This window comes from Streptomyces caniscabiei, from assembly GCF_014930365.1.
Lineage (GTDB): Bacteria > Actinomycetota > Actinomycetes > Streptomycetales > Streptomycetaceae > Streptomyces > Streptomyces caniscabiei.
The window spans coordinates 218,238-235,999 of sequence record NZ_JABXWI010000016.1 but is presented as its reverse complement, the minus strand read 5'-3'; the positions used below and the strand labels follow the sequence as shown (position 1 = coordinate 235,999).

Sequence of the window (17,762 nt, the reverse complement as noted above, 5' to 3'; positions counted from 1 at the left end):
TGCGGGTCCGGTGGGGCTTCTCGCGCAGTTCCCCGCGCCCCTGGAAGACCAGCGCCCACTCACCCGCAGACGACGAACAACCGGTCGGCCCCCGAACCTCACGTATCGAAGTCCACCGTCAGCCTCTCCGTGACCGGATACGACTGGCACGTCAGGACGTACCCCGCCTCGACCTCCGCCGGCTCCAGCGCGAAGTTGCGGCGCATCTCCGCTCGGCCGTCCGTGACCAGCGCGCGGCACGTGCCGCAGACGCCGCCCTTACAGGCGAAGGGCAGGTCGGGGCGGGTGCGTTGGGCGCCGTCGAGGACGCTGCGCTCGCGGGGCAGCGCGGCGGTCGTGGTGCGGCCGTCGAGGACGACCGTCACCTCGCTGACGGGCCCCTCCGCGGCGACCTCCTCGTGCCGCGTCTCCCGGACGGGTTCGTCGTCGGCGTAGAACAGCTCCTGGTGGACGCGGTCGGCGGGTACGCCGAGCCCGTCGAGGACCCGCTGGGCGTCGCGGACCATGCCGTGCGGGCCGCACAACCACCAGTGGTCCGCCGTCCCGACGTCGACCAGGGAGTCGATCAGCGCCGAGAGCCGGTCGGCGTCGAGGCGGCCGGAGAGCACCTCGGCCTCGCGCGGCTCGCGGGAGAGGACGTGGGCGAGCTGGAAGCGGGCCGGGTACAGGTCCTTCAGGTCGGCGAGTTCGTCGGCGAACATCACCGTGCCCGTGCGGCGGTTGCCGTAGAAGAGGGTCACGGTGGAGCGGGGGTCGGCGGCGAGCACGGACTCGGCGATGGAGACCATGGGGGTGATGCCGGAGCCCGCCGCGATCAGCACATGGTGGCCGGGGGCCGTGAGGTCCGGGGTGAAGAAGCCGGTGGGAGCCATGACCTCGACGGTGTCGCCGGGCCGTACGTCGTTGACCAGCCACGACGAGAAGAGCCCGCCGGGGACGACGCGTACGCCGATGCGGGGGGTCGTCCCGGCCGGGGAACAGATCGAGTACGAGCGCCGCTCGTCACGGCCGTCGATCTCGCGCCGCAGCGTCAGCGACTGCCCCGGCGCGAACGCGAACTCCTCCGCCAGGTCCGCCGGGACCTCGAACCCGACGGCGACGGCGTCCTCACAGAGCGGCTGGACCGCGGCGACCCGCAGGGCGTGGAACGCCGGACGCCGACGCGCACGCACCCGTCCCGCCCCGCCCCGGAGAACGGCCCCGGCCGACTCGGGAACGGCGGCGGGGGCGTAGGGCTCCGTCCGAGCCGCCGTCCTCGTCGGCTCGTCCCGCAGGCCTCGTGTCGGCTGCTGGCTGAGGCCTTCCATCAGATCTCCTTGACGTGCTCGAACGGCTCGCGGCAGGTGTGGCAGCGCCACAGGGACTTGCAGGACGTGGCGGCGAAGCGGGAGGTCTCCTCCGTGTCGGTGGAGTCGCAGCGCGGGCAGGCGACCGTCCGACGGGTGGGCGACAGCAGGAGCGGCACCGGGCCCCGGGGTGCCGCGCCGGGCGGGGCGATGCCGTGTTCCGTCAGTTTGCGGCGGCCGGTGTCGGTGATCCAGTCCGTGGTCCACGGCGGGTTCAGCACGGTCCGGATCTCCACGCGTTCGTAGCCGGCCGCCCGCAACCGGGCCGCCACGTCGGCGCGCATCTCGGCCATGGCCGGACAGCCGGAGTACGTCGGGGTCAGGCTCGCGACGACCGTGCCGTCGGCCGTCAGCCGCACCTCCCTGAGGACACCGAGGTCGGCCAGGGTGAGCATCGGCAGTTCGGGGTCCGGCACCTGCTCGGCGATGTGCCGGGCGCGCCGCGCGGCGTCGGTCAGGGTGGTCACCATGTCGCCTCCGGGTGGGCGCGGGCCACGCTCTGCAACTCGGCCAGCAGCGGCGCCAGATGCTCCGTGTGGTCGCCCGTACGGCCCGCCCCCGCCAGCGGCCGGTACACCGGCATCGGCAGTCCGGCGGCCTCGGTGACCTGGCGGAGCACGGCGGCGACCTCGTCCCGTACGTCGTAGGCGGTGAACAACTCACCGAAGTACGGGGCGATCCGCTCCATGGCCCTGCGCATGCGCCGGTGCGACTCCTCCGTGCCGTCGCCGAGGCGTACGGCCCATTCGGCGGCGTACTGCCGGTGGTACGTCAGCTCCTTGACGCCCTTCGCCGCGATCGCCGCGAGGACCGGGTCCGGGTGGGTGGCCAGCCGCTCGAAGTGGGCGAGGCGCCAGCTGGACAGGACGAGCAGCCGGGCGACGCTGAACGCGAAGTCTCCGCAGGGGAGTTCGGCGAGGCGTACGTTGCGGAAGTCGGCGGCGTCGCGGAAGTAGGCGTAGGCGTCCTCGCCGCGTCCGGTGCCGTCGACCTGCCCGGCGCGGGAGTACAGCAGACGGGCCTGGCCGAGGAGATCGAGGCCGATGTTGGCCAGGGCCACCTCCTCCTCCAGCTCGGGCGCACGGGTGGTCCACTCGGCCAGCCGCTGGGCGCTGACGAGGGCGTCGTCGGCCAACGCCACACATTCGGCGGCCAGTTCGGCAGGGGCCACGCCTTCGGGCACCGTGGTGTCGACCCCGTGCAGGGGGTCCTCGAAACCGGTGCCGTACGCCCAGCGGGTGTCGTCCTCGTGTCCCTCGGCGAGGGTCAGGTAGACGTGGTCGTCACTCATTCCCTGCTCCTCAGATGTGCGGGACGTCGTCGGGGATGTCGTAGAACGTGGGATGGCGGTACACCTTGTCGGCGCTGGGCTCGAAGAAAGGGTCCTTCTCGTCGCGGGTGGAGGCGGCGATGTGCGCGGAACGCACGACCCACAGCGAGACACCCTCATTGCGCCGCGTGTACAGGTCGCGGGCGTGGGTGAGAGCCATCTGGTCGTCGGCGGCGTGCAGCGAGCCCACATGGACGTGGTTCAGGCCGCGCTTGCCACGCACGAACACCTCGTACAGCGGCCAGTCGCCCTTGTTCGTGCCAATCATGCCGCCGTCCCCTTCCGGGCTCGCTCGTCGCGCTTCGCCGCGTGGGCGGTGGCCGCCTCACGCACCCAGGCGCCCTCCTCGTGAGCGGTGCGCCGCCGGGCGACACGCTCGTCGTTGCACGGTCCGTCGCCGGAGATCACACGCTTGAGCTCGTCCCAGTCGGGAGTGCCGAAGTCATGCCGGCCCCGCTCCTGGTTCCACCGCAGCTCCGGGTCGGGCAGCGTCACACCCAACTTCTCGGCCTGCGGCACGGTCATGTCGACGAAACGCTGCCGCAACTCGTCGTTGCTGTGCCGCTTGATCTTCCACGCCATCGACTGCGCGGAGTTGGGCGAGGCGTCATCGGGCGGCCCGAACATCATCAGCGACGGCCACCACCATCGGTCCACCGCCTCCTGCACCATCCCACGCTGCGCCTGGGTGCCACGCATCATCGTCAACAGCAACTCATAACCCTGCCGCTGATGGAACGACTCCTCCTTGCAGATCCGCACCATCGCCCGCGCATACGGCCCGTACGAACTCCGGCACAACGGCACCTGATTGCAGATCGCCGCCCCGTCCACGAACCAGCCGATCACCCCCACATCGGCGAAACTGGCCGTCGGGTAATTGAAGATCGACGAATACTTCTGCCGGCCCTCGATCAGCCGAGCCGTCAGATCCCCACGGTCCGCACCCAGCGTCTCCGCCGCCGAGTACAGATACAGCCCGTGACCCGCCTCGTCCTGCACCTTCGCGAACAGGATCGCCTTGCGCCGCAACGACGGCGCACGCGTGATCCACTCACCCTCCGGCTGCATGCCGATGATCTCCGAATGCGCATGCTGCGCGATCTGCCGGACCAGCGTCCCGCGATAACCCTCCGGCATCCAGTCACGCGGCTCGATCCGCTGGTCCCGCGCGATCGTCGCCTCGAAGTGCTGCCGGAGGGCGTCCTCGGCGGGCGGGGTCCCTTCGGTGCCCCGGGACGGCGCCCCGGCGGAGTCTGTCGTCGTCATCGATACCAGCTTCCCAACCGACCATTCGTTCGGTACCAGTGTGACGTGATTCGAGCGGTCGGGCAAGACCCTCCCGCCCCCCGCGCACCCCGGCGACTCCTTGACAGGCGCCGTCACGGCTGGGTTACATGACCATGACGCACAGCAACCGAATGGTCGGTCGGCTCACCGGGTCGGTGAGCGCGAAGGAGTCGCGATGAGCACCCTGGGCGAGCCCCTCCCCCGCGACCTCCTGGACAGCGGCGAACGCCTCACCCCGGAAGACCTGCGCGGCCTGCAACTGAGCCGGTTGCGGGCCACGCTGCGGCACGCCTACGCCAACGTGGAGCTGTACCGGAAGAAGTTCGACGCGGCCGGAGTCGGCCCCGACGACTGCCGCACGCTGGGCGACCTCGCCCGGTTCCCCTTCACCACGAAGGCCGATCTGCGCGACACCTATCCCTTCGGCATGTTCGCCGTGCCCATGGCCGACGTACGACGCGTCCACGCCTCCAGCGGCACCACCGGGCGCCCCACGGTGGTCGGCTACACGGAGAACGACCTGTCGGTGTGGGCGGACGTGGTCGCCCGCTCGATCCGGGCCGCCGGCGGCCGTCCGGGGCACAAGGTGCACATCTCCTACGGGTACGGACTGTTCACCGGCGGTCTCGGCGCGCACTACGGGGCCGAGCGCGCCGGATGCACGGTGATCCCGGCCTCCGGCGGCATGACCGCCCGCCAGGTGCAGCTCATCCAGGACTTCCGCCCCGAGATCATCATGGTGACCCCGTCCTACATGCTCACGCTGCTCGACGAGTTCGAGAAACAGGGGGTCGACCCGCGCAGCAGCTCCCTGAAGGTGGGCATCTTCGGAGCCGAGCCGTGGACGGAGGAGATGCGCCGGGAGATCGAGGAGCGGGCGGCCCTCCACGCCGTGGACATATACGGGCTCTCCGAGGTGATCGGCCCCGGTGTCGCGCAGGAGTGCGTGGAGACCAAGGACGGTCTGCACATCTGGGAGGACCACTTCTACCCGGAGGTCGTCGATCCGCTGACGGACACCGTCCTGCCCGAGGGCGAGGAGGGCGAGATCGTCTTCACCTCCCTCACCAAGGAGGCCCTCCCGGTCATCCGGTACCGCACCCGCGACCTGACCCGGCTGCTGCCCGGCACCGCCCGCCCCGCCTTCCGCCGGATGCGCAAGGTCACCGGCCGCTGCGACGACATGATCATCCTGCGCGGAGTGAACGTGTTCCCCAGCCAGATCGAGGAGATCGTGCTGCGGACGCCCGCCGTGGCCCCGCACTTCCAGATCCGGCTGACGCGCCGGGGTCACATGGACCACATGACGGTCAGGGTGGAGGCCCGGCCGGACACCGCCGCCGAGCAGCGGACCTCGGCGGCATCCGCGATCGCCCGGGCCGTCAAGAACGGCGTGGGCGTCACGGTGGACGTGACGATCGTCGACCCGGAGACCCTGGAACGCTCGGTCGGCAAGCTGAAGCGGGTGCAGGACCTCCGCGACGCCGAGGTCTGACGCCCGCACCCCGTCAGGGGGGCGGGGAACCGCGCGATCAGCCCCCGTCGGCCCGCAGGTCGCGCAGTCGCCAGGCCCGCGCCGCCAGATCGTCCGGCACCGACTCGATGTGCTCGACCCGGTGTGTCCTCGACCAGTGCGAGCGGGCCGTCACGCTGCTGCTCGACGCGGGCTTCGGGCTGCCGGACGCGATGCCGGTGCTGGCCGCCCTGGAGAACGTCGTCCTCGGCTCGGCCCTGGACCTCGCCGCCTTCGAGCCGGCCCTCGACGGTCTCCTCGCACCCGCGCGGCACCGGCTGGCGACGCGCGCGAAGGTGGAGCGGGCCGGGGCGGGGCCGGGCGGCGTACGGGAAAACTCCCGTGCGTCGATTCGTACACCTCTGCGATCATCCGGGAATGGCGCAGAGTCTCGAATCGCTGGTCGTCCGGCACACGCATCGTCTGCCCGTCCCGAAGGGTTCCGCTGGTGACGGCGCGGCCGCCGCGCGGCAGTTCGACGCCGCGTTGATGGACGTGGGCTTCAAACTCTCGACCGAGCTACTGGAGAGGCTGTCGGGGCTCTCCGGGGCCGCCGTCGTGCACACCGCCCGGCGGACCCTGCGCACGGTGGCCGAGATGGTCGGCGACCACGTCCGGCACAACTCCTACTTCATCGACTTCCCCGCCGGCGTCCCGAGCACCGAGGAGTTCTGGACGCGGTGCGTGGCGCGGGCCCTCGGCGACGAGAAGGCGCGCGAGGGCGTGCTGACCCAGCTGGCGAACGGGGTGCTGGACCTGCTCAGCCTCCCCACGTACGGCCGGTACCAGCACACCTACGAGGAGATGCTCGCCGCGCAGGACGAGCTGATCGCGTCGGCGGCCGACCGGGTCACCGTGCTGCACCTGGGCCGGGACCTGGACGACGAACTCACCGATCTGTATCTGGCCCTGGCGGGCAGCACGACCCCGCTCGGCGAGGACGACCTGCGCGACCTCGGCATCCTCGCGGAGCGGTGCGCGCTCGGTCCCCAGCCGGAGCGGATCCCGGTGCGGGAGAACCGGGCCGTCGTCAACCAGGCACGGCTCGCCGCCGACGCGGACCCGCTCCTCGACACCGTCACCGATGTGCTGCGGCTGGCCGCGGCGCTGTCGGGCGGCGACGTGACGCTCCAGGAGCCGACCCGGTTCCGGTCCCTGTCGCGTCCGGTGCGCCGGGCGCTGCTCGCGGGCCTCGACGCCGTGGTCGCGGCGAGCCCCGCGAAGCTCGCCGACGTGCACGCCCACCGGGAGCCCTTCAAGCGGCTCGGCGAGCGCCTCCACCCGCACGAGTACCCCCGCTGGCCCCACGCCGCCGACGTCTTCGCGGTCGCGCGCGGCGAGAAGGAGGCGCGGTCCTTCGACAGCCGTGTGGAGCAGGCGCTCGACGCGTTCGACGTGCGCGGTGCGGCGCGGCTGCTGGAGTCCGCCCCCGGCAAGCTGTTCCGCGCGCTGGACCTGCTGCTGCGCGTGGCCGCCGACCAGGCGGAGCGGGACGCGGTGGTGGCCGCCGCGGTGCGGGTCGCGCCCGAGGTCTCCGGCCGGGTCGTGCTCTCGGTGCGCGAGCACTTCCACAACCGGGAGCGGGAGAGCGACGAGCTGCGTGTCTTCGTCAACCGCCGGGGCCGCGCCTGGGTGACGCCAGACGTCCGGCCGCCGGTACCGGCGGCCGACCGTGCCCGGTTGGTCGCCGCGCTCGACGAGGAGCTGCGCCGCCGGCTCCCGGCGCCGGGCCGGCTGCTGCTCGACCCCGACGTCCTGGACGTGGCGCTGCCGCTCAGCGGCCGGGCGACGGCGGCCGGGCTCGGTGTGCTGCCGCGCGGGTCGGTCTCGGAGGTCGACGGCGAGCGGCTGCGCTTCTTCGTGTACTGGAAGCAGACCGAGCACCGCACCGACTACGACCTCTCGGCGCTGCTCCTGCACGGCGACTACAGCACCGACTCCTGGCTCTCCTACACCTCGCTCACCGCTGTCGGGGGCCGGCACTCGGGCGATGTCACCGAGGCGCCCGACGGTGCCTCGGAGTTCATCGAACTGACCCTGGACCGGGTGCGCGGCACGTTCATCGTGCCGCAGGTCAACATCTACGCGGGCGAGGGCTTCGAGCAGGTCGAGGAGTCGTTCTTCGGGTTCATGGTGCGCGACGGCGCGCAGAAGGGCCGGCCCTTCGAGCCGCGCACCGTGCGGATGAAGTCGGAGCTGCGCGGGGCGGGCCGGGTGGCTCTGCCGCTGGTGTTCCGGCGCGGGGAGGACGGCCGGTGGAGCGCGAAGTGGCTGCACCTTTATCTGAGGGGCGTCTCGTCGGCCAACCGGGTCGAGGAGAACCAGGCGTCGGTGTCCAGGCTGGTGCGGGCCGTCGTGGAGCGCGAGCAGCTGACGGTGGGGTATCTGGTCGACCTGATGACGCGTGAGACCACGGTCGTGGACCTGTGGGACGGCGTGTCGGTGCCGGACGAGCCCGTGACGTACATCGGTCTCGAACGGCCCGAGGGACTGCACCCGGACTCCCGGGTCGTCACCCTCGAAAATCTGCGCGACCTGGTCCCGGGCTGAGTGCTAGCGTGGCCCGTGGCGAGGCCATGAAGGGGCTTCCTTCTCATTCACTCCAAATGAAACCGAGTTCCTTCGCTCTCCTCGCCCTCTGCTTCCACCGGGAGGCGCCCACGCGGCGCCTCCCGGTGGTGTGTGCGGCCGGCGCGACGCGGCGGACCGCGGGTGACTCACTTCCCGAGGACCGCCCGCGCCACCGCGAGGGCCTGTTCCGCGTAGCCCCGGCCGAAGAGGACGGTGTGCACCAGCAGCGGGAAGAGCTGGTGGAGGCCGACGCGGTCCTGCCAGCCGTCGGCGAGCGGTGCCGCCTGCTGGTAGCCGTCCAGGACGTGGGCCAGGTGGGGGCAGCCGAAGAGCGCCAGCATCGCCAGGTCGGTCTCGCGGTGGCCGCCGTGCGCGGCCGGGTCGATGAGATGGGCGTGGCCGTCGGCGCCCCACAGGACGTTGCCGTTCCAGAGGTCGCCGTGCAGCCGGGCGGGCGGCTCGGCGGGGCCGGCCAGGTCGGGCAGCCGGGCGCAGACCTCCTCGATCGGGGCGGCCTCGGCGGGGCGGACAGTGCGGTCGTCGACCGCGCGGCGCAGATACGGCAGGACGCGGTGCTCGGCGTACCAGGCGGGCCATTCGCCGGCGGGGACGTTCCGCATGGGGGCGCGTCCGATGTACGCCTCCGTCGGGCCGCCGGGTGGTGGGGCGCCGAAGGCGGGTGCGCCGGCGCCGTGCAGTGCTGCCAGTTCGGCGCCGAGGCGGGCCGCCGCTCCGGCACTCGGTGCCCCTTGGTCCACCAGGTCGATCACCATGCGGTTCCCGTGGTGGCCGTGGACCGCCGGAACGCGGACCGCGTCCGCCTCGGCGAGCCAGCGCAGTCCGGCCACCTCGGCCCGGGCCGCGCCGGGGCCGTCGCCCAGCTTGACGAGGACCTTCCGGCCGTCGTCGAGGGCGACCTCGGTGAGCGTGCCGGACAGCCGGCGTTCACCGGTCGCCGTACGGCCGGTGAGCCGGGCCGCCAGGGCACTCGGTGCCGTGCGCTCGGCCACGGCTGACCACCTCCCGATCCGATCTCCTCAGGCGCTCCCCAGGATCCCGCAGAGGCGGGGTGTGGCACCGGTGAAAACTCCTACCCATGTCTTGACATGCAAACGGAACGCTCCGTAGCTTGGCCGATCATTTAGATTCGTGAAGCGCGTTCACGGATATGAACAGCCGGGCGGACGGCCCGGAGGAACAACGGAGTGTGCCCATGGGCGTTCGCCGACGAAGTCGCCGCCTGGCCGCCATGACCACCGTCGCGGGACTCGCGTTCGGGGCAGCGGCCTGCGGACCGGGATCCGACAGCGCCGGAAGCGCTGACCCGAACACGCTGGAGGTCTGGACCCGGAGCAACCCGGACCCGGCCGCCACGTACGAGCGGGTGTTCGCCGCTTTCACCGCGAAGACCGGCATCAAGATCGACTATCAGCCGGTCATCAACTTCGACCAGCAGCTCCAGAGCCGGGCGTCCACCAAGGATCTGCCGGACGTGATGATCAACGACACGGCGCTGATGGGCAGTTACCAGGGCCAGGGCCTGCTGAAGCCGATCGATCCGGCCTCGATCGACGGACACGGCCAGATCACCGACAAGACCTGGGCCTCCACCGTGGGCATCGACGGCGAGCACTACGGCATCCCGTACTCCCGTCAGGCCCAGACCCTGATGATCCGCTCGGACTGGCTGCGCGGGCTCGGGCTGAAGGCGCCGACCACCTGGGCGGAGATGCTCTCCGTGGCGAAGGCCTTCGCCGACCGCGACCCCGACGGGAACGGCAAGAAGGACACCTACGGCATGGTCGTCCCGGGCAGCGCCCAGAACGGCTACGCCGCCTGGTGGGGCGCCAGCTTCCTCTGGTCCGGCGGCGCGAAGATCATCGAGCGGGACGGCGAGGGCTACCGCCCCACCATGGACTCGGCCGCCGCCGTGCGCACCGTCACCTGGATGAAGGACAACCTCTTCTGCGGTGACAACGGTGTCATCCAGCCCGGCGCCATCAGCGCCGTCACGGGCACCGCCACCAACTTCCAGGACGGCAACGCCGGGATGTACCTCACCGGCCCGTACAACATCGCCACCTACGACACCACGCCCGGCAAGGACACCTACGAAGTCGTCCCCTTCCCGGCGGGCCCGGCCGGGTCCACCGTGCTGGCCGACGGCGAGAACATCTACTTCGGCGCACGGACCGGCAAGACGAAGCAGGAACGGGCGCTCGCCGCCTTCCTGATCTCCCCAGAGGGCCAGCGGCTCGCCATGACGGGCAAGAACCAGCCCGTGGTCCGCATCCCCGTCAACTCCACGCTCGACGCCGCCCAGGTGCGGGACGACCCGCGCTGGAGCGTCGTGCAGAAGGCCTACGAGGACGCCTCCGAGCAGTTCCCCAACGCGCCCGACTTCGCGCCGATCAAACAGGACACCGCCGACGCCCTCAACGCGGTCTTCACGTACTGCGGCAGCGACGTCGGCTCCGGCCTCAAGGAACTCAACGACACCCTCGCCGGCGACCTCAAGGACCAGGACCTGTTGAAATGACCGCGACCACATCGGCCCTTTCGGCCTCCGCGTCCGCCGCCGCACCGGATCGGGGCAGAGCGCTCACCAGGCGGTTCTTCGGCAAGAAGACCCTCCTCCCCTGGCTGTTCCTGGCCCCCGGCCTGCTGCTCGCCCTCGTCTTCAAGTTCCTGCCGATGGGCAAGGGCATCTGGCTCAGCTTCTTCGACGTACGGCCCTTCCTCGGCGACCAGTGGGTCGGCCTCGACAACTACACCCGGGTCCTGACCGACCACCGCTTCCAGGACGCGGTCGGCCACACCCTGCTCCTCGGCATCGGGCAGTCGCTCGGCGCGATCGCCGTCGGCTTCCTCCTGGCGCTGCTCCTGGAGGGCCAGGCCCGCTCGCTGAAGCTCATCCGCACGGCCGTCTTCCTGCCGGTCGTCACCGCGACCGCCGTCGTCGGCGAACTGTGGCGGCTGATGTACTACCCGACCTCCGACGGCCTGGTGAACGGCGCCCTCGGCTTCCTCGGCCTCGGCCCGACCCCGTTCCTCGACAACCCGGACACCGCGCTGTGGGCCACGATGGTCATGGGCATCTGGATGACCGCCCCCTACAACATGGTGATCATCCTCGCCGGACTCGCGGGCGTGGACCGCACGCTGTACGAGGCCGCCGCCATGGACGGCGTCTCGCTGTGGCAGCGGCTGCGGTACGTCACCCTGCCGGCGATCCGCCCGGCCCTCGGCATCGTCCTCACCCTGGCCGCCATCCGCGGTCTGCGGGTCTTCACCGAGGTGTACGTCCTCACGGGCGGCGGCCCGGCCGGGTCCACCGAGGTCTGGATGACCCGCGCCTACACCCTCGGCTTCACCCGCAACGACATCGGCGGCGCGTCGGCGGCCTCCGTCGTCCTGCTCGCGGTGACGCTGCTGCTCACCGTCTCCGTCAACCACTTCCGCAAGAGGGGAGACGTGCGATGAGCGCACCCGCCCTCGACCCCGTCCGGACGCCGTCGTCCGACGAGGCCGTCACGTCGTCCGGGAGAACCGGAAAGCAGGCCCGGACGACACCCGCCCGTTTCGACACCGCGCTCGGCTGGAACGACCGGCCCGGCATCTCCTGGGTCCTGCGGATCCTGCTGTGCGCGCTGGCGCTCGGCATCTTCGCCGCGCCCTTCCTGACGATCGTCTCGGGCGCCCTGAGCACCCACCCCAGCGGCTCGTCGCTGACGTTCCTCCCGCACGACGGCACCCTGCTCAACTTCCGGGTGGCCGGGGAGCGCGGCATCTGGGACTACTTCACCAACTCGCTCGTGATAGCGGGCGGCGGGCTGCTCCTGCAGCTCGTGGTGTGCGTGCTCGCGGCGTACGCCCTGGCCCGGCACCGGTTCCGCGGCCAAGCGCTGGTCATGACCCTGTTCATGCTGACGATGATGCTCCCCGAGGAGGTCATCGCGATCCCGCTGTCCCTGGTCCTCGGCCACGTCCCGGTGGTCGGCATCGACCTGAAGGGGACCGTCTGGGGCGTCATCCTGCCGCTCGGTGCCTGGGGCTTCTCGGTGATGCTGCTGACCGAGTTCATGAAGGACATCCCCAGCGAGATCGAGGAGGCCGCACGCCTCGACGGTGTCGGCGAGCTGCGGATGCTGTGGCAGGTCGTCCTGCCGCTGTGCAAGCCCGCGCTCGGTGTGGCGGGGGTGCTCGGCTTCATCATGATCTGGGACCAGTACCTGCTGCCGCTGATCGCCGCGAAGGACCCGACCGACTACACGGTCACCGTGGCCCTGTCCATCCTGCGCACCGACCCCGAGGTCGGTTCGGGCGTCGTCCTCGCCGGCGCGGTCATCGCCCTCGTCCCCAGTCTGATCGTCTATCTGCTCCTCCAGCGCTCGTTGGTCACCGGCATCGCCGCCGGCGCCACCAAGGGCTGACCCGACCCCCACATTCGAGGGAGACATGAAGTTCCAAGGAGTGCTGTTCTTTCCGGTCACACCGTTCGCTCCGGACGGTTCGGTGGACGAGGAACGGCTCGCACAGCACATCGAGGCGGGGGTCGCGGCCGGGGCCGGGGGCGTGTTCGTCGCCTGCGGCACCGGCGAGTTCCACGCGTTGACGCCCGAGGAGATCGAGCGCGCCACCCGGGTCGCGGTGACGACGACGGCCGGGCGGGTCCCGGTCCTGGCCGCCGCCGGGGGCCCGCTCCCGGTCGCCCGCGACCAGGCCGCCCGGGTCGAACGCGCCGGCGCCGACGGCATCCTGCTGCTGCCGCCGTATCTGGTGAGCGCGCCGCAGCAGGGCCTGGTCCGGTACGTGCGGGAGGTCACGGAGGCCACCGCCCTGCCGGTCGTCTTCTATCAGCGCGGGACCGCCCGCCTCACCCCGGACACCGCCGCCGAGATCGCCGCGCTGCCCGGGGTCGTCGGCCTCAAGGACGGCATCGGAGACATCGAGCGCATGCACCGCGTCGTCCGCGCGGTGCGGGCCGTGCCGGGCACGGAGGACTTCCAGTTCTTCAACGGGCTGCCCACCGCCGAGATGACCGCACCCGCCTACCAGGGCATCGGCGTCGGCCTGTACTCCTCCGCCGTGTTCGCCTTCGCCCCGGAGATCGCCCTCGCCTTCCACCGGGCCCTCGCCGAGCACGACGACACGCTGGTCACCACGCTCCTCGACGAGTTCTACGGCCCGCTCGTGGAACTGCGCGACGAGGTGCCCGGTTACGCCGTGGCGCTGATCAAGGCCGGGGTGACCCTGCGCGGGCTCGACGTCGGCGGCGTACGGGCGCCATTGGTCGACCCGACGCCGGAGCACGTGGCCCGGCTCGCGAAACTGATCGACCACGGGCTGGGGGTGGTGGGCGTATGACGGGCACGACCGGCACCCGGATCCGCGAGCTGATCGTCACCCCGATCGCCTTCCGCGACCCGCCGCTGCTGAACTCCAACGGCGTCCACGAGCCCCTCGCGCTGCGGACCGTCCTCCAACTCGTCCTGGAGGACGGCACGGTGGGGCTCGGCGAGTCGACGGGCGGCACCGTCCGCCTGGAGCGGCTCGACATCGCCGCGAAGGCGGTGGTCGGCCTGGACGTCTTCGACACGACCGCCGTCACGGCCGCGATCGACACCGCCCTGCGGCCCACCGTGCCCGGCTCCCACGAGCGCGGCTGGACCACCTCGGCGGTCGAGGTCGCCTGTCTCGACGCGCAGGGCAGACTGCTCGGCCGCCCGGTCAGCGACCTGCTCGGCGGCCGGGTCCGCGACACCGTGCCCTTCGCCGCGTACCTCTTCTACAAGTGGGCCGAACACCCCGCCCTCGACGGCCGCCCGGCGGTCGGCGACGACTGGGGCGAGGCCCTCGACCCGGCCGGTGTGGTCGAGCAGGCCCGGCTGATGCAACAGCGGTACGGCTTCCGGTCGTTCAAGCTGAAGGGTGGTGTCTTCCCGCCGGACGAGGAGATCGCCGCCGTCGAGGCGCTCGCGGAGGCCTTCCCCGGGCAGCCCCTGCGTCTGGACCCCAACACGGCCTGGACGGTGGAGACCTCGAAGTACGTCGCCCGCCGGCTGGACGGCGTGCTGGAGTACCTGGAGGACCCGACCGTCGGCATCCCCGGCATGGCGGAGGTGGCCGAGGAGTCGCCGATGCCGCTCGCGACCAATATGTGCGTGGTGGCCTGGGAGCATCTGAGGCCGGCCGTCGAGCGGAACGCGGTGCAGGTCCTGCTCACCGACCACCACTACTGGGGCGGGCTGCGCCGCACCCGTGAACTGGCCGCCGTCTGCGAGGCGTTCGGGCTCGCGCTGTCCATGCACTCCAACTCGCACCTCGGCATCAGCCTGGCCGCGATGACCCATGTCGCGGCCGCCATCCCGAATCTGGACCACTCCTGCGACACGCACTACCCGTGGAACTCGGCGGACGACGTGATCGTGCCGGGCGTGCTGGAGTTCCGGGACGGGGAGATCGCGGTGCCGACGGGGCCCGGGCTGGGTGTGGAACTGGACCACGACGCCCTCGACCGGCTGCACCGGCTCTACGTCGACTCGGGGATGCGCTCCCGCGACGACACCGGGTACATGCGCCGGATCCAGCCGGGGTACGAGCTGCGCCTGCCGCGCTGGTGAGCCGGCCGGGGCGGAGACACCGGTGAACCGCCACTGATCAGGGGCCGCCTTCGGGCGGCCCCTTGTCGTGTCGGGGGGGGCGTGCGCCCTGCTCACCACCCGCCTCGTGCGCCTTTCGCGCCGGTCGTGGGAGGTGGGCGACGGGCGTGGAAGCGCGGCTCCGCCGGTGCTCTGCCTCAGTCGTCGGTTTCCGCATCCCCGGGACGCGAAGCCGCCCCTTTCACGCGGTGCCCGACCGCCACCCCGCCTGTTTGGCTTGACCTGCGACACACGCCGCCCAGCCGCGTGTACCCCCTCTCCTCGCCGCCTCGCCGACGTCCTTCGTCCCGGAATCCTCTCGGAATCCGCCCACGGCCACGTCGTACGCGCGCCACCCGAGCCCCGTGTCTCGTCTCGACCGCATCCGGCGTCCGCCCCTGTCCGGGCGCGCCCCCGTACGTCCACGCACGTCCGCTCAACCTCTCGGGAGGGAATGTGACCGCCCCCGTAAGCTCCTCCGAAAGCACGCCGGAGCCCGCCGACGAGCAGCACTTCACCAGTCTCAGCACCCGGGCCGCGCGGCAGCTCGCGACGACCACCAAGTCCGAACCGCAGATGCAGGCCATCACCTCGCGCTGGCTGCTCAGGACACTGCCCTGGGTGGACGTCAAGGGCGGCACCTATCGGGTCAACCGCCGGCTCCAGCTGCGGATCGGGCGCGGCCGGGTGCAGTTCGACCAGAACGGCGCCGACGACGTCAAGGTCATCCCGGAGACCCTGACCGAACTCCCGGCGCTGCGCGGCTACTCCGACCTCCCGGCCCTCAGGGAGATCTCCGCCCGCTTCCGGGTGCGGGAGGTGCGGGCCGGCCAGGTGCTGGTGGACGCGGGGCAGCCGGTGACCGAGGCGTATCTCGTGGTGCACGGCCGGTTCACCCGGTACACCACCGGCAAGTACGGCGAGGAGGAGGTCCTCGGCGTCATCAGCGACGGCGACGGGCTGGGCGACGAGGCCATCGGACACGCCGACCCGCTGTGGCTCAGCTCGGTGCGGGCCGAGACGGCCGGGGTGGTGCTGGCGCTCAACTGGGACACGCTGATGGCGTTCGTGGAGCGCACCCCCTCCCTCGCGGCCCAGTTCGAGGCCTTCGCCGAGCAGCAGCGCAAGCCCATGAACCGCAAGGGCGAGGCCGATGTCCCCCTGGAGGCCGGTCATGTGGGCGAGCTGACGCTGCCGGGTGGCTTCGTCGACTACGACCTCGCGCCCCGCGAGTACGAACTCTCCCTCACCCAGACCGTGTTGCGGGTCCACACCCGGGTGGCGGACCTCTACAACCACCCGATGGACCAGACGGAGCAGCAACTCCGCCTGACCATCGAGGAGATCCGCGAACGCCAGGAGTGGGAGCTGGTCAACAACCGTGAGTTCGGGCTGCTGCACAACATCGACTACGGCCAGCGCATCAGCACCTTCTCCGGGCCGCCTACCCCCGACGACCTGGACGAACTGCTGTCGATGCGCCGCAGGACCCGCCTCTACCTGGCCCATCCGAAGGCGATCGCGGCGTTCTTCCGGCAGTGCAACCGGCGTGGCCTGGTGCCCGGCACGGTGAATGTCGAGGGCCACGAGATGCCGGCCTGGCGCGGGGTGCCGCTCCTGCCGTGCAGCAAGATCCCGATCACCCCGCAGCACACCACGAGCATCATCGCGCTGCGCACGGGCGAGAAGGACCAGGGGGTCGTCGGGCTGCACCAGACGGGGATCCCCGAGGAGTACGAGCCCTCGCTCAACGTGCGCTTCATGGGCGTCGACACCACGGCGATCATGAGCTATCTGGTCACCGCCTACTACTCGATGGCCGTCCTGGTGCCCGACGCGGCCGGGATCCTGGAGAACGTGCAGGTGGGGTGGATGCCGGAATGAACGAGCCGTCCACGGCCGCAGCGCCCTCCCCCGACAGTCGGCCGCCTGAACCGCCGGGTTCCGCGCGCCCGGGGCTGCCGGGGCCTCCGAGTGTCCCGCGTACGGGACAGCCGGGCCCTCCGAGTACCACCCGTACGAGGCTGCCGGGTCCGGCCAGTCCCGCACGGGCGCGACAAGCACGGCGGTCGGGCGTGATTCCCGGGCTGCGGTACCGGCCGGCCGTGCCCGCCGATCCGGTACGGGTGGCGGAGGTGGACCGCCGGCTGGAGACCTGGGCGGAGTGCCTCGATCTGTTCCCCCGGGAGTGGCGGGGGCAGTTCGCCCGCTTCGGCCTGGGCCGGGCGATCGTGCTGGCGCATCCGGGCGGGGCCGGCCTCGACCACCTGACGGCAGCCGGGAAGCTGCTGCTCGCGGAGCATCTCGTCGACAACGTCTACTGCGAGGTCGACGAGGGCAAGGGCGGCTCGCCGCGCGGTCTCGGTGCCCGGCTGCTGGCGGCCCAGTCGGCGCTCGACCCGCTGCACAGCACCCCGGGGGCGGAGGAACGGTGGAGGCGGGGCGTACGGGCCGACGGTCCGCTGCGGTCGTACCACTTCGCGCTGCGCGACTACGCCGCCCTCGCCACGCCCAGCCAGACCGACCGGCTCCGGCACGATCTCGCCCGGCTGCATCTGGGCTACCTCGGGGAGGCGGCCTGGGCCGAGACGGACCATATGCCGCACGTCTGGGAGTACCTGGTGATGCGGCAGTTCAACAACTTCCGGCCCTGTCTGTCGGTGGTCGACGCGGTGGACGGCTGGGAGCTGCCGGAGCCCCTCTACGCCCGGCCCGAGGTGCAGCGGATCACCGCGCTGGCCGGGAACGCGGCCACGATCGTCAACGACCTGTACTCCTTCACCAGGGAGCTGTCGAACGACGCGGGCCATCTCAATCTGCCCGTCGTCATCGCCGCGAACGAGCGGTGCGGGCTGAGGGCCGCGTATCTGGAGGCCGTCGAGATCCACAACCGGATCATGGAGGCGTTCGAGGAGGAGTCCGCGCCGCTGTCCGCGAGCTCTCCGCCGGTGGGGCGTTATGCGGCCGGTCTCGCGGCCTGGGTGGCGGGCAACCACGAGTGGCACGCCACCCACACCGACCGCTACAGCCTGCCCGACTACTGGTAGCGCCCCCGCCGCCCCTACCCGTCC

At 71.5% G+C, this 17,762-nt stretch carries 15 protein-coding genes; 9 read left to right on the top strand and 6 right to left on the bottom strand.

Annotated features, from left to right (window positions below; all coding sequences use genetic code 11):
* Positions 1 to 98: 98 nt before the first annotated feature.
* Genes paaE through paaA form a run of 5 tightly spaced genes read right to left on the bottom strand, consistent with a single transcriptional unit; the run spans position 99 to position 3,945 of the window.
* Entirely contained in the window at positions 99 to 1,307 is a 1,209-nt protein-coding gene (gene paaE, locus HW837_RS37035) for a 1,2-phenylacetyl-CoA epoxidase subunit PaaE (RefSeq protein WP_093790627.1), read from the bottom strand.
* Positions 1,307 to 1,816: a 1,2-phenylacetyl-CoA epoxidase subunit PaaD gene (gene paaD / locus HW837_RS37030; protein WP_045561690.1), complete on the bottom strand. Its 510-nt coding sequence runs from the start codon at positions 1,814 to 1,816 to the stop codon at positions 1,307 to 1,309. The genes paaE and paaD overlap by 1 nt, the downstream gene beginning before the upstream one ends.
* Entirely contained in the window at positions 1,810 to 2,637 is an 828-nt protein-coding gene (gene paaC / locus HW837_RS37025; protein ID WP_193381235.1) for a 1,2-phenylacetyl-CoA epoxidase subunit PaaC, read from the bottom strand. The genes paaD and paaC overlap by 7 nt, the downstream gene beginning before the upstream one ends.
* A 10-nt stretch (positions 2,638 to 2,647) precedes the next feature.
* Positions 2,648 to 2,944 (bottom strand): 1,2-phenylacetyl-CoA epoxidase subunit PaaB, encoded by a 297-nt coding sequence (paaB, locus tag HW837_RS37020; RefSeq protein WP_193381234.1) that lies wholly within the window; start codon positions 2,942 to 2,944, stop codon positions 2,648 to 2,650.
* Positions 2,941 to 3,945: a 1,2-phenylacetyl-CoA epoxidase subunit PaaA gene (gene paaA, locus HW837_RS37015; protein WP_193381248.1), complete on the bottom strand. Its 1,005-nt coding sequence runs from the start codon at positions 3,943 to 3,945 to the stop codon at positions 2,941 to 2,943. Before paaA ends, paaB begins: the two co-directional genes overlap by 4 nt.
* Positions 3,946 to 4,141: 196 nt before the next feature.
* On the opposite strand from paaA, the gene paaK reads away from it, so the two are divergent.
* A complete protein-coding gene (gene paaK, locus HW837_RS37010; protein ID WP_193381233.1) occupies positions 4,142 to 5,461 on the top strand; it encodes a phenylacetate--CoA ligase PaaK in 1,320 nt (439 codons plus the stop codon).
* A 396-nt stretch (positions 5,462 to 5,857) separates the two neighbouring features.
* Positions 5,858 to 8,029 carry a TerD family protein gene (locus tag HW837_RS37005; RefSeq protein ID WP_193381232.1) on the top strand — a complete coding sequence of 724 codons (2,172 nt, stop codon included), beginning with the start codon at positions 5,858 to 5,860 and terminating at the stop codon, positions 8,027 to 8,029.
* A gap of 167 nt (positions 8,030 to 8,196) precedes the next feature.
* Here the strand turns inward: HW837_RS37005 and HW837_RS37000 are convergent, their stop codons facing one another.
* Positions 8,197 to 9,060, bottom strand: a complete 864-nt coding sequence (locus tag HW837_RS37000; RefSeq protein WP_234442690.1) for a fructosamine kinase family protein — start codon at positions 9,058 to 9,060, stop codon at positions 8,197 to 8,199.
* A gap of 239 nt (positions 9,061 to 9,299) precedes the next feature.
* On the opposite strand from HW837_RS37000, the gene HW837_RS36995 reads away from it, so the two are divergent.
* From HW837_RS36995 to HW837_RS36965, 7 genes are all read left to right on the top strand, one after another.
* Positions 9,300 to 10,589, top strand: coding sequence for a sugar ABC transporter substrate-binding protein (locus tag HW837_RS36995; protein ID WP_390623607.1), 1,290 nt, complete (start codon positions 9,300 to 9,302; stop codon positions 10,587 to 10,589).
* Positions 10,586 to 11,533 carry a carbohydrate ABC transporter permease gene (locus tag HW837_RS36990; RefSeq protein WP_093792057.1) on the top strand — a complete coding sequence of 316 codons (948 nt, stop codon included), beginning with the start codon at positions 10,586 to 10,588 and terminating at the stop codon, positions 11,531 to 11,533. Before HW837_RS36995 ends, HW837_RS36990 begins: the two co-directional genes overlap by 4 nt.
* Positions 11,530 to 12,483 carry a carbohydrate ABC transporter permease gene (locus HW837_RS36985; protein ID WP_045560494.1) on the top strand — a complete coding sequence of 318 codons (954 nt, stop codon included), beginning with the start codon at positions 11,530 to 11,532 and terminating at the stop codon, positions 12,481 to 12,483. The genes HW837_RS36990 and HW837_RS36985 overlap by 4 nt, the downstream gene beginning before the upstream one ends.
* A gap of 25 nt (positions 12,484 to 12,508) precedes the next feature.
* Positions 12,509 to 13,417 carry a 5-dehydro-4-deoxyglucarate dehydratase gene (locus tag HW837_RS36980; protein ID WP_093792055.1) on the top strand — a complete coding sequence of 303 codons (909 nt, stop codon included), beginning with the start codon at positions 12,509 to 12,511 and terminating at the stop codon, positions 13,415 to 13,417.
* Positions 13,414 to 14,673, top strand: coding sequence for a glucarate dehydratase family protein (locus HW837_RS36975; RefSeq protein ID WP_193381231.1), 1,260 nt, complete (start codon positions 13,414 to 13,416; stop codon positions 14,671 to 14,673). The genes HW837_RS36980 and HW837_RS36975 overlap by 4 nt, the downstream gene beginning before the upstream one ends.
* A 474-nt stretch (positions 14,674 to 15,147) precedes the next feature.
* On the top strand, positions 15,148 to 16,575 hold the full coding sequence (locus HW837_RS36970) for a family 2B encapsulin nanocompartment shell protein (protein WP_045560491.1): 1,428 nt from the start codon (positions 15,148 to 15,150) through the stop codon (positions 16,573 to 16,575).
* Positions 16,572 to 17,738 carry a family 2 encapsulin nanocompartment cargo protein terpene cyclase gene (locus tag HW837_RS36965; protein WP_390623608.1) on the top strand — a complete coding sequence of 389 codons (1,167 nt, stop codon included), beginning with the start codon at positions 16,572 to 16,574 and terminating at the stop codon, positions 17,736 to 17,738. Before HW837_RS36970 ends, HW837_RS36965 begins: the two co-directional genes overlap by 4 nt.
* Positions 17,739 to 17,762 lie beyond the last annotated feature (24 nt).

Coding starts and splice junctions, on each gene's coding strand:
- paaE (WP_093790627.1), bottom strand. CDS start 1,307: ATGGAAGGCCTCAGCCAGCAGCCGACACGAGGCCTGCGGGACGAGCCG.
- paaD (WP_045561690.1), bottom strand. CDS start 1,816: ATGGTGACCACCCTGACCGACGCCGCGCGGCGCGCCCGGCACATCGCC.
- paaC (WP_193381235.1), bottom strand. CDS start 2,637: ATGAGTGACGACCACGTCTACCTGACCCTCGCCGAGGGACACGAGGAC.
- paaB (WP_193381234.1), bottom strand. CDS start 2,944: ATGATTGGCACGAACAAGGGCGACTGGCCGCTGTACGAGGTGTTCGTG.
- paaA (WP_193381248.1), bottom strand. CDS start 3,945: ATGACGACGACAGACTCCGCCGGGGCGCCGTCCCGGGGCACCGAAGGG.
- paaK (WP_193381233.1), top strand. CDS start 4,142: ATGAGCACCCTGGGCGAGCCCCTCCCCCGCGACCTCCTGGACAGCGGC.
- HW837_RS37005 (WP_193381232.1), top strand. CDS start 5,858: ATGGCGCAGAGTCTCGAATCGCTGGTCGTCCGGCACACGCATCGTCTG.
- HW837_RS36995 (WP_390623607.1), top strand. CDS start 9,300: ATGACCACCGTCGCGGGACTCGCGTTCGGGGCAGCGGCCTGCGGACCG.
- HW837_RS36990 (WP_093792057.1), top strand. CDS start 10,586: ATGACCGCGACCACATCGGCCCTTTCGGCCTCCGCGTCCGCCGCCGCA.
- HW837_RS36985 (WP_045560494.1), top strand. CDS start 11,530: ATGAGCGCACCCGCCCTCGACCCCGTCCGGACGCCGTCGTCCGACGAG.
- HW837_RS36980 (WP_093792055.1), top strand. CDS start 12,509: ATGAAGTTCCAAGGAGTGCTGTTCTTTCCGGTCACACCGTTCGCTCCG.
- HW837_RS36975 (WP_193381231.1), top strand. CDS start 13,414: ATGACGGGCACGACCGGCACCCGGATCCGCGAGCTGATCGTCACCCCG.
- HW837_RS36965 (WP_390623608.1), top strand. CDS start 16,572: ATGAACGAGCCGTCCACGGCCGCAGCGCCCTCCCCCGACAGTCGGCCG.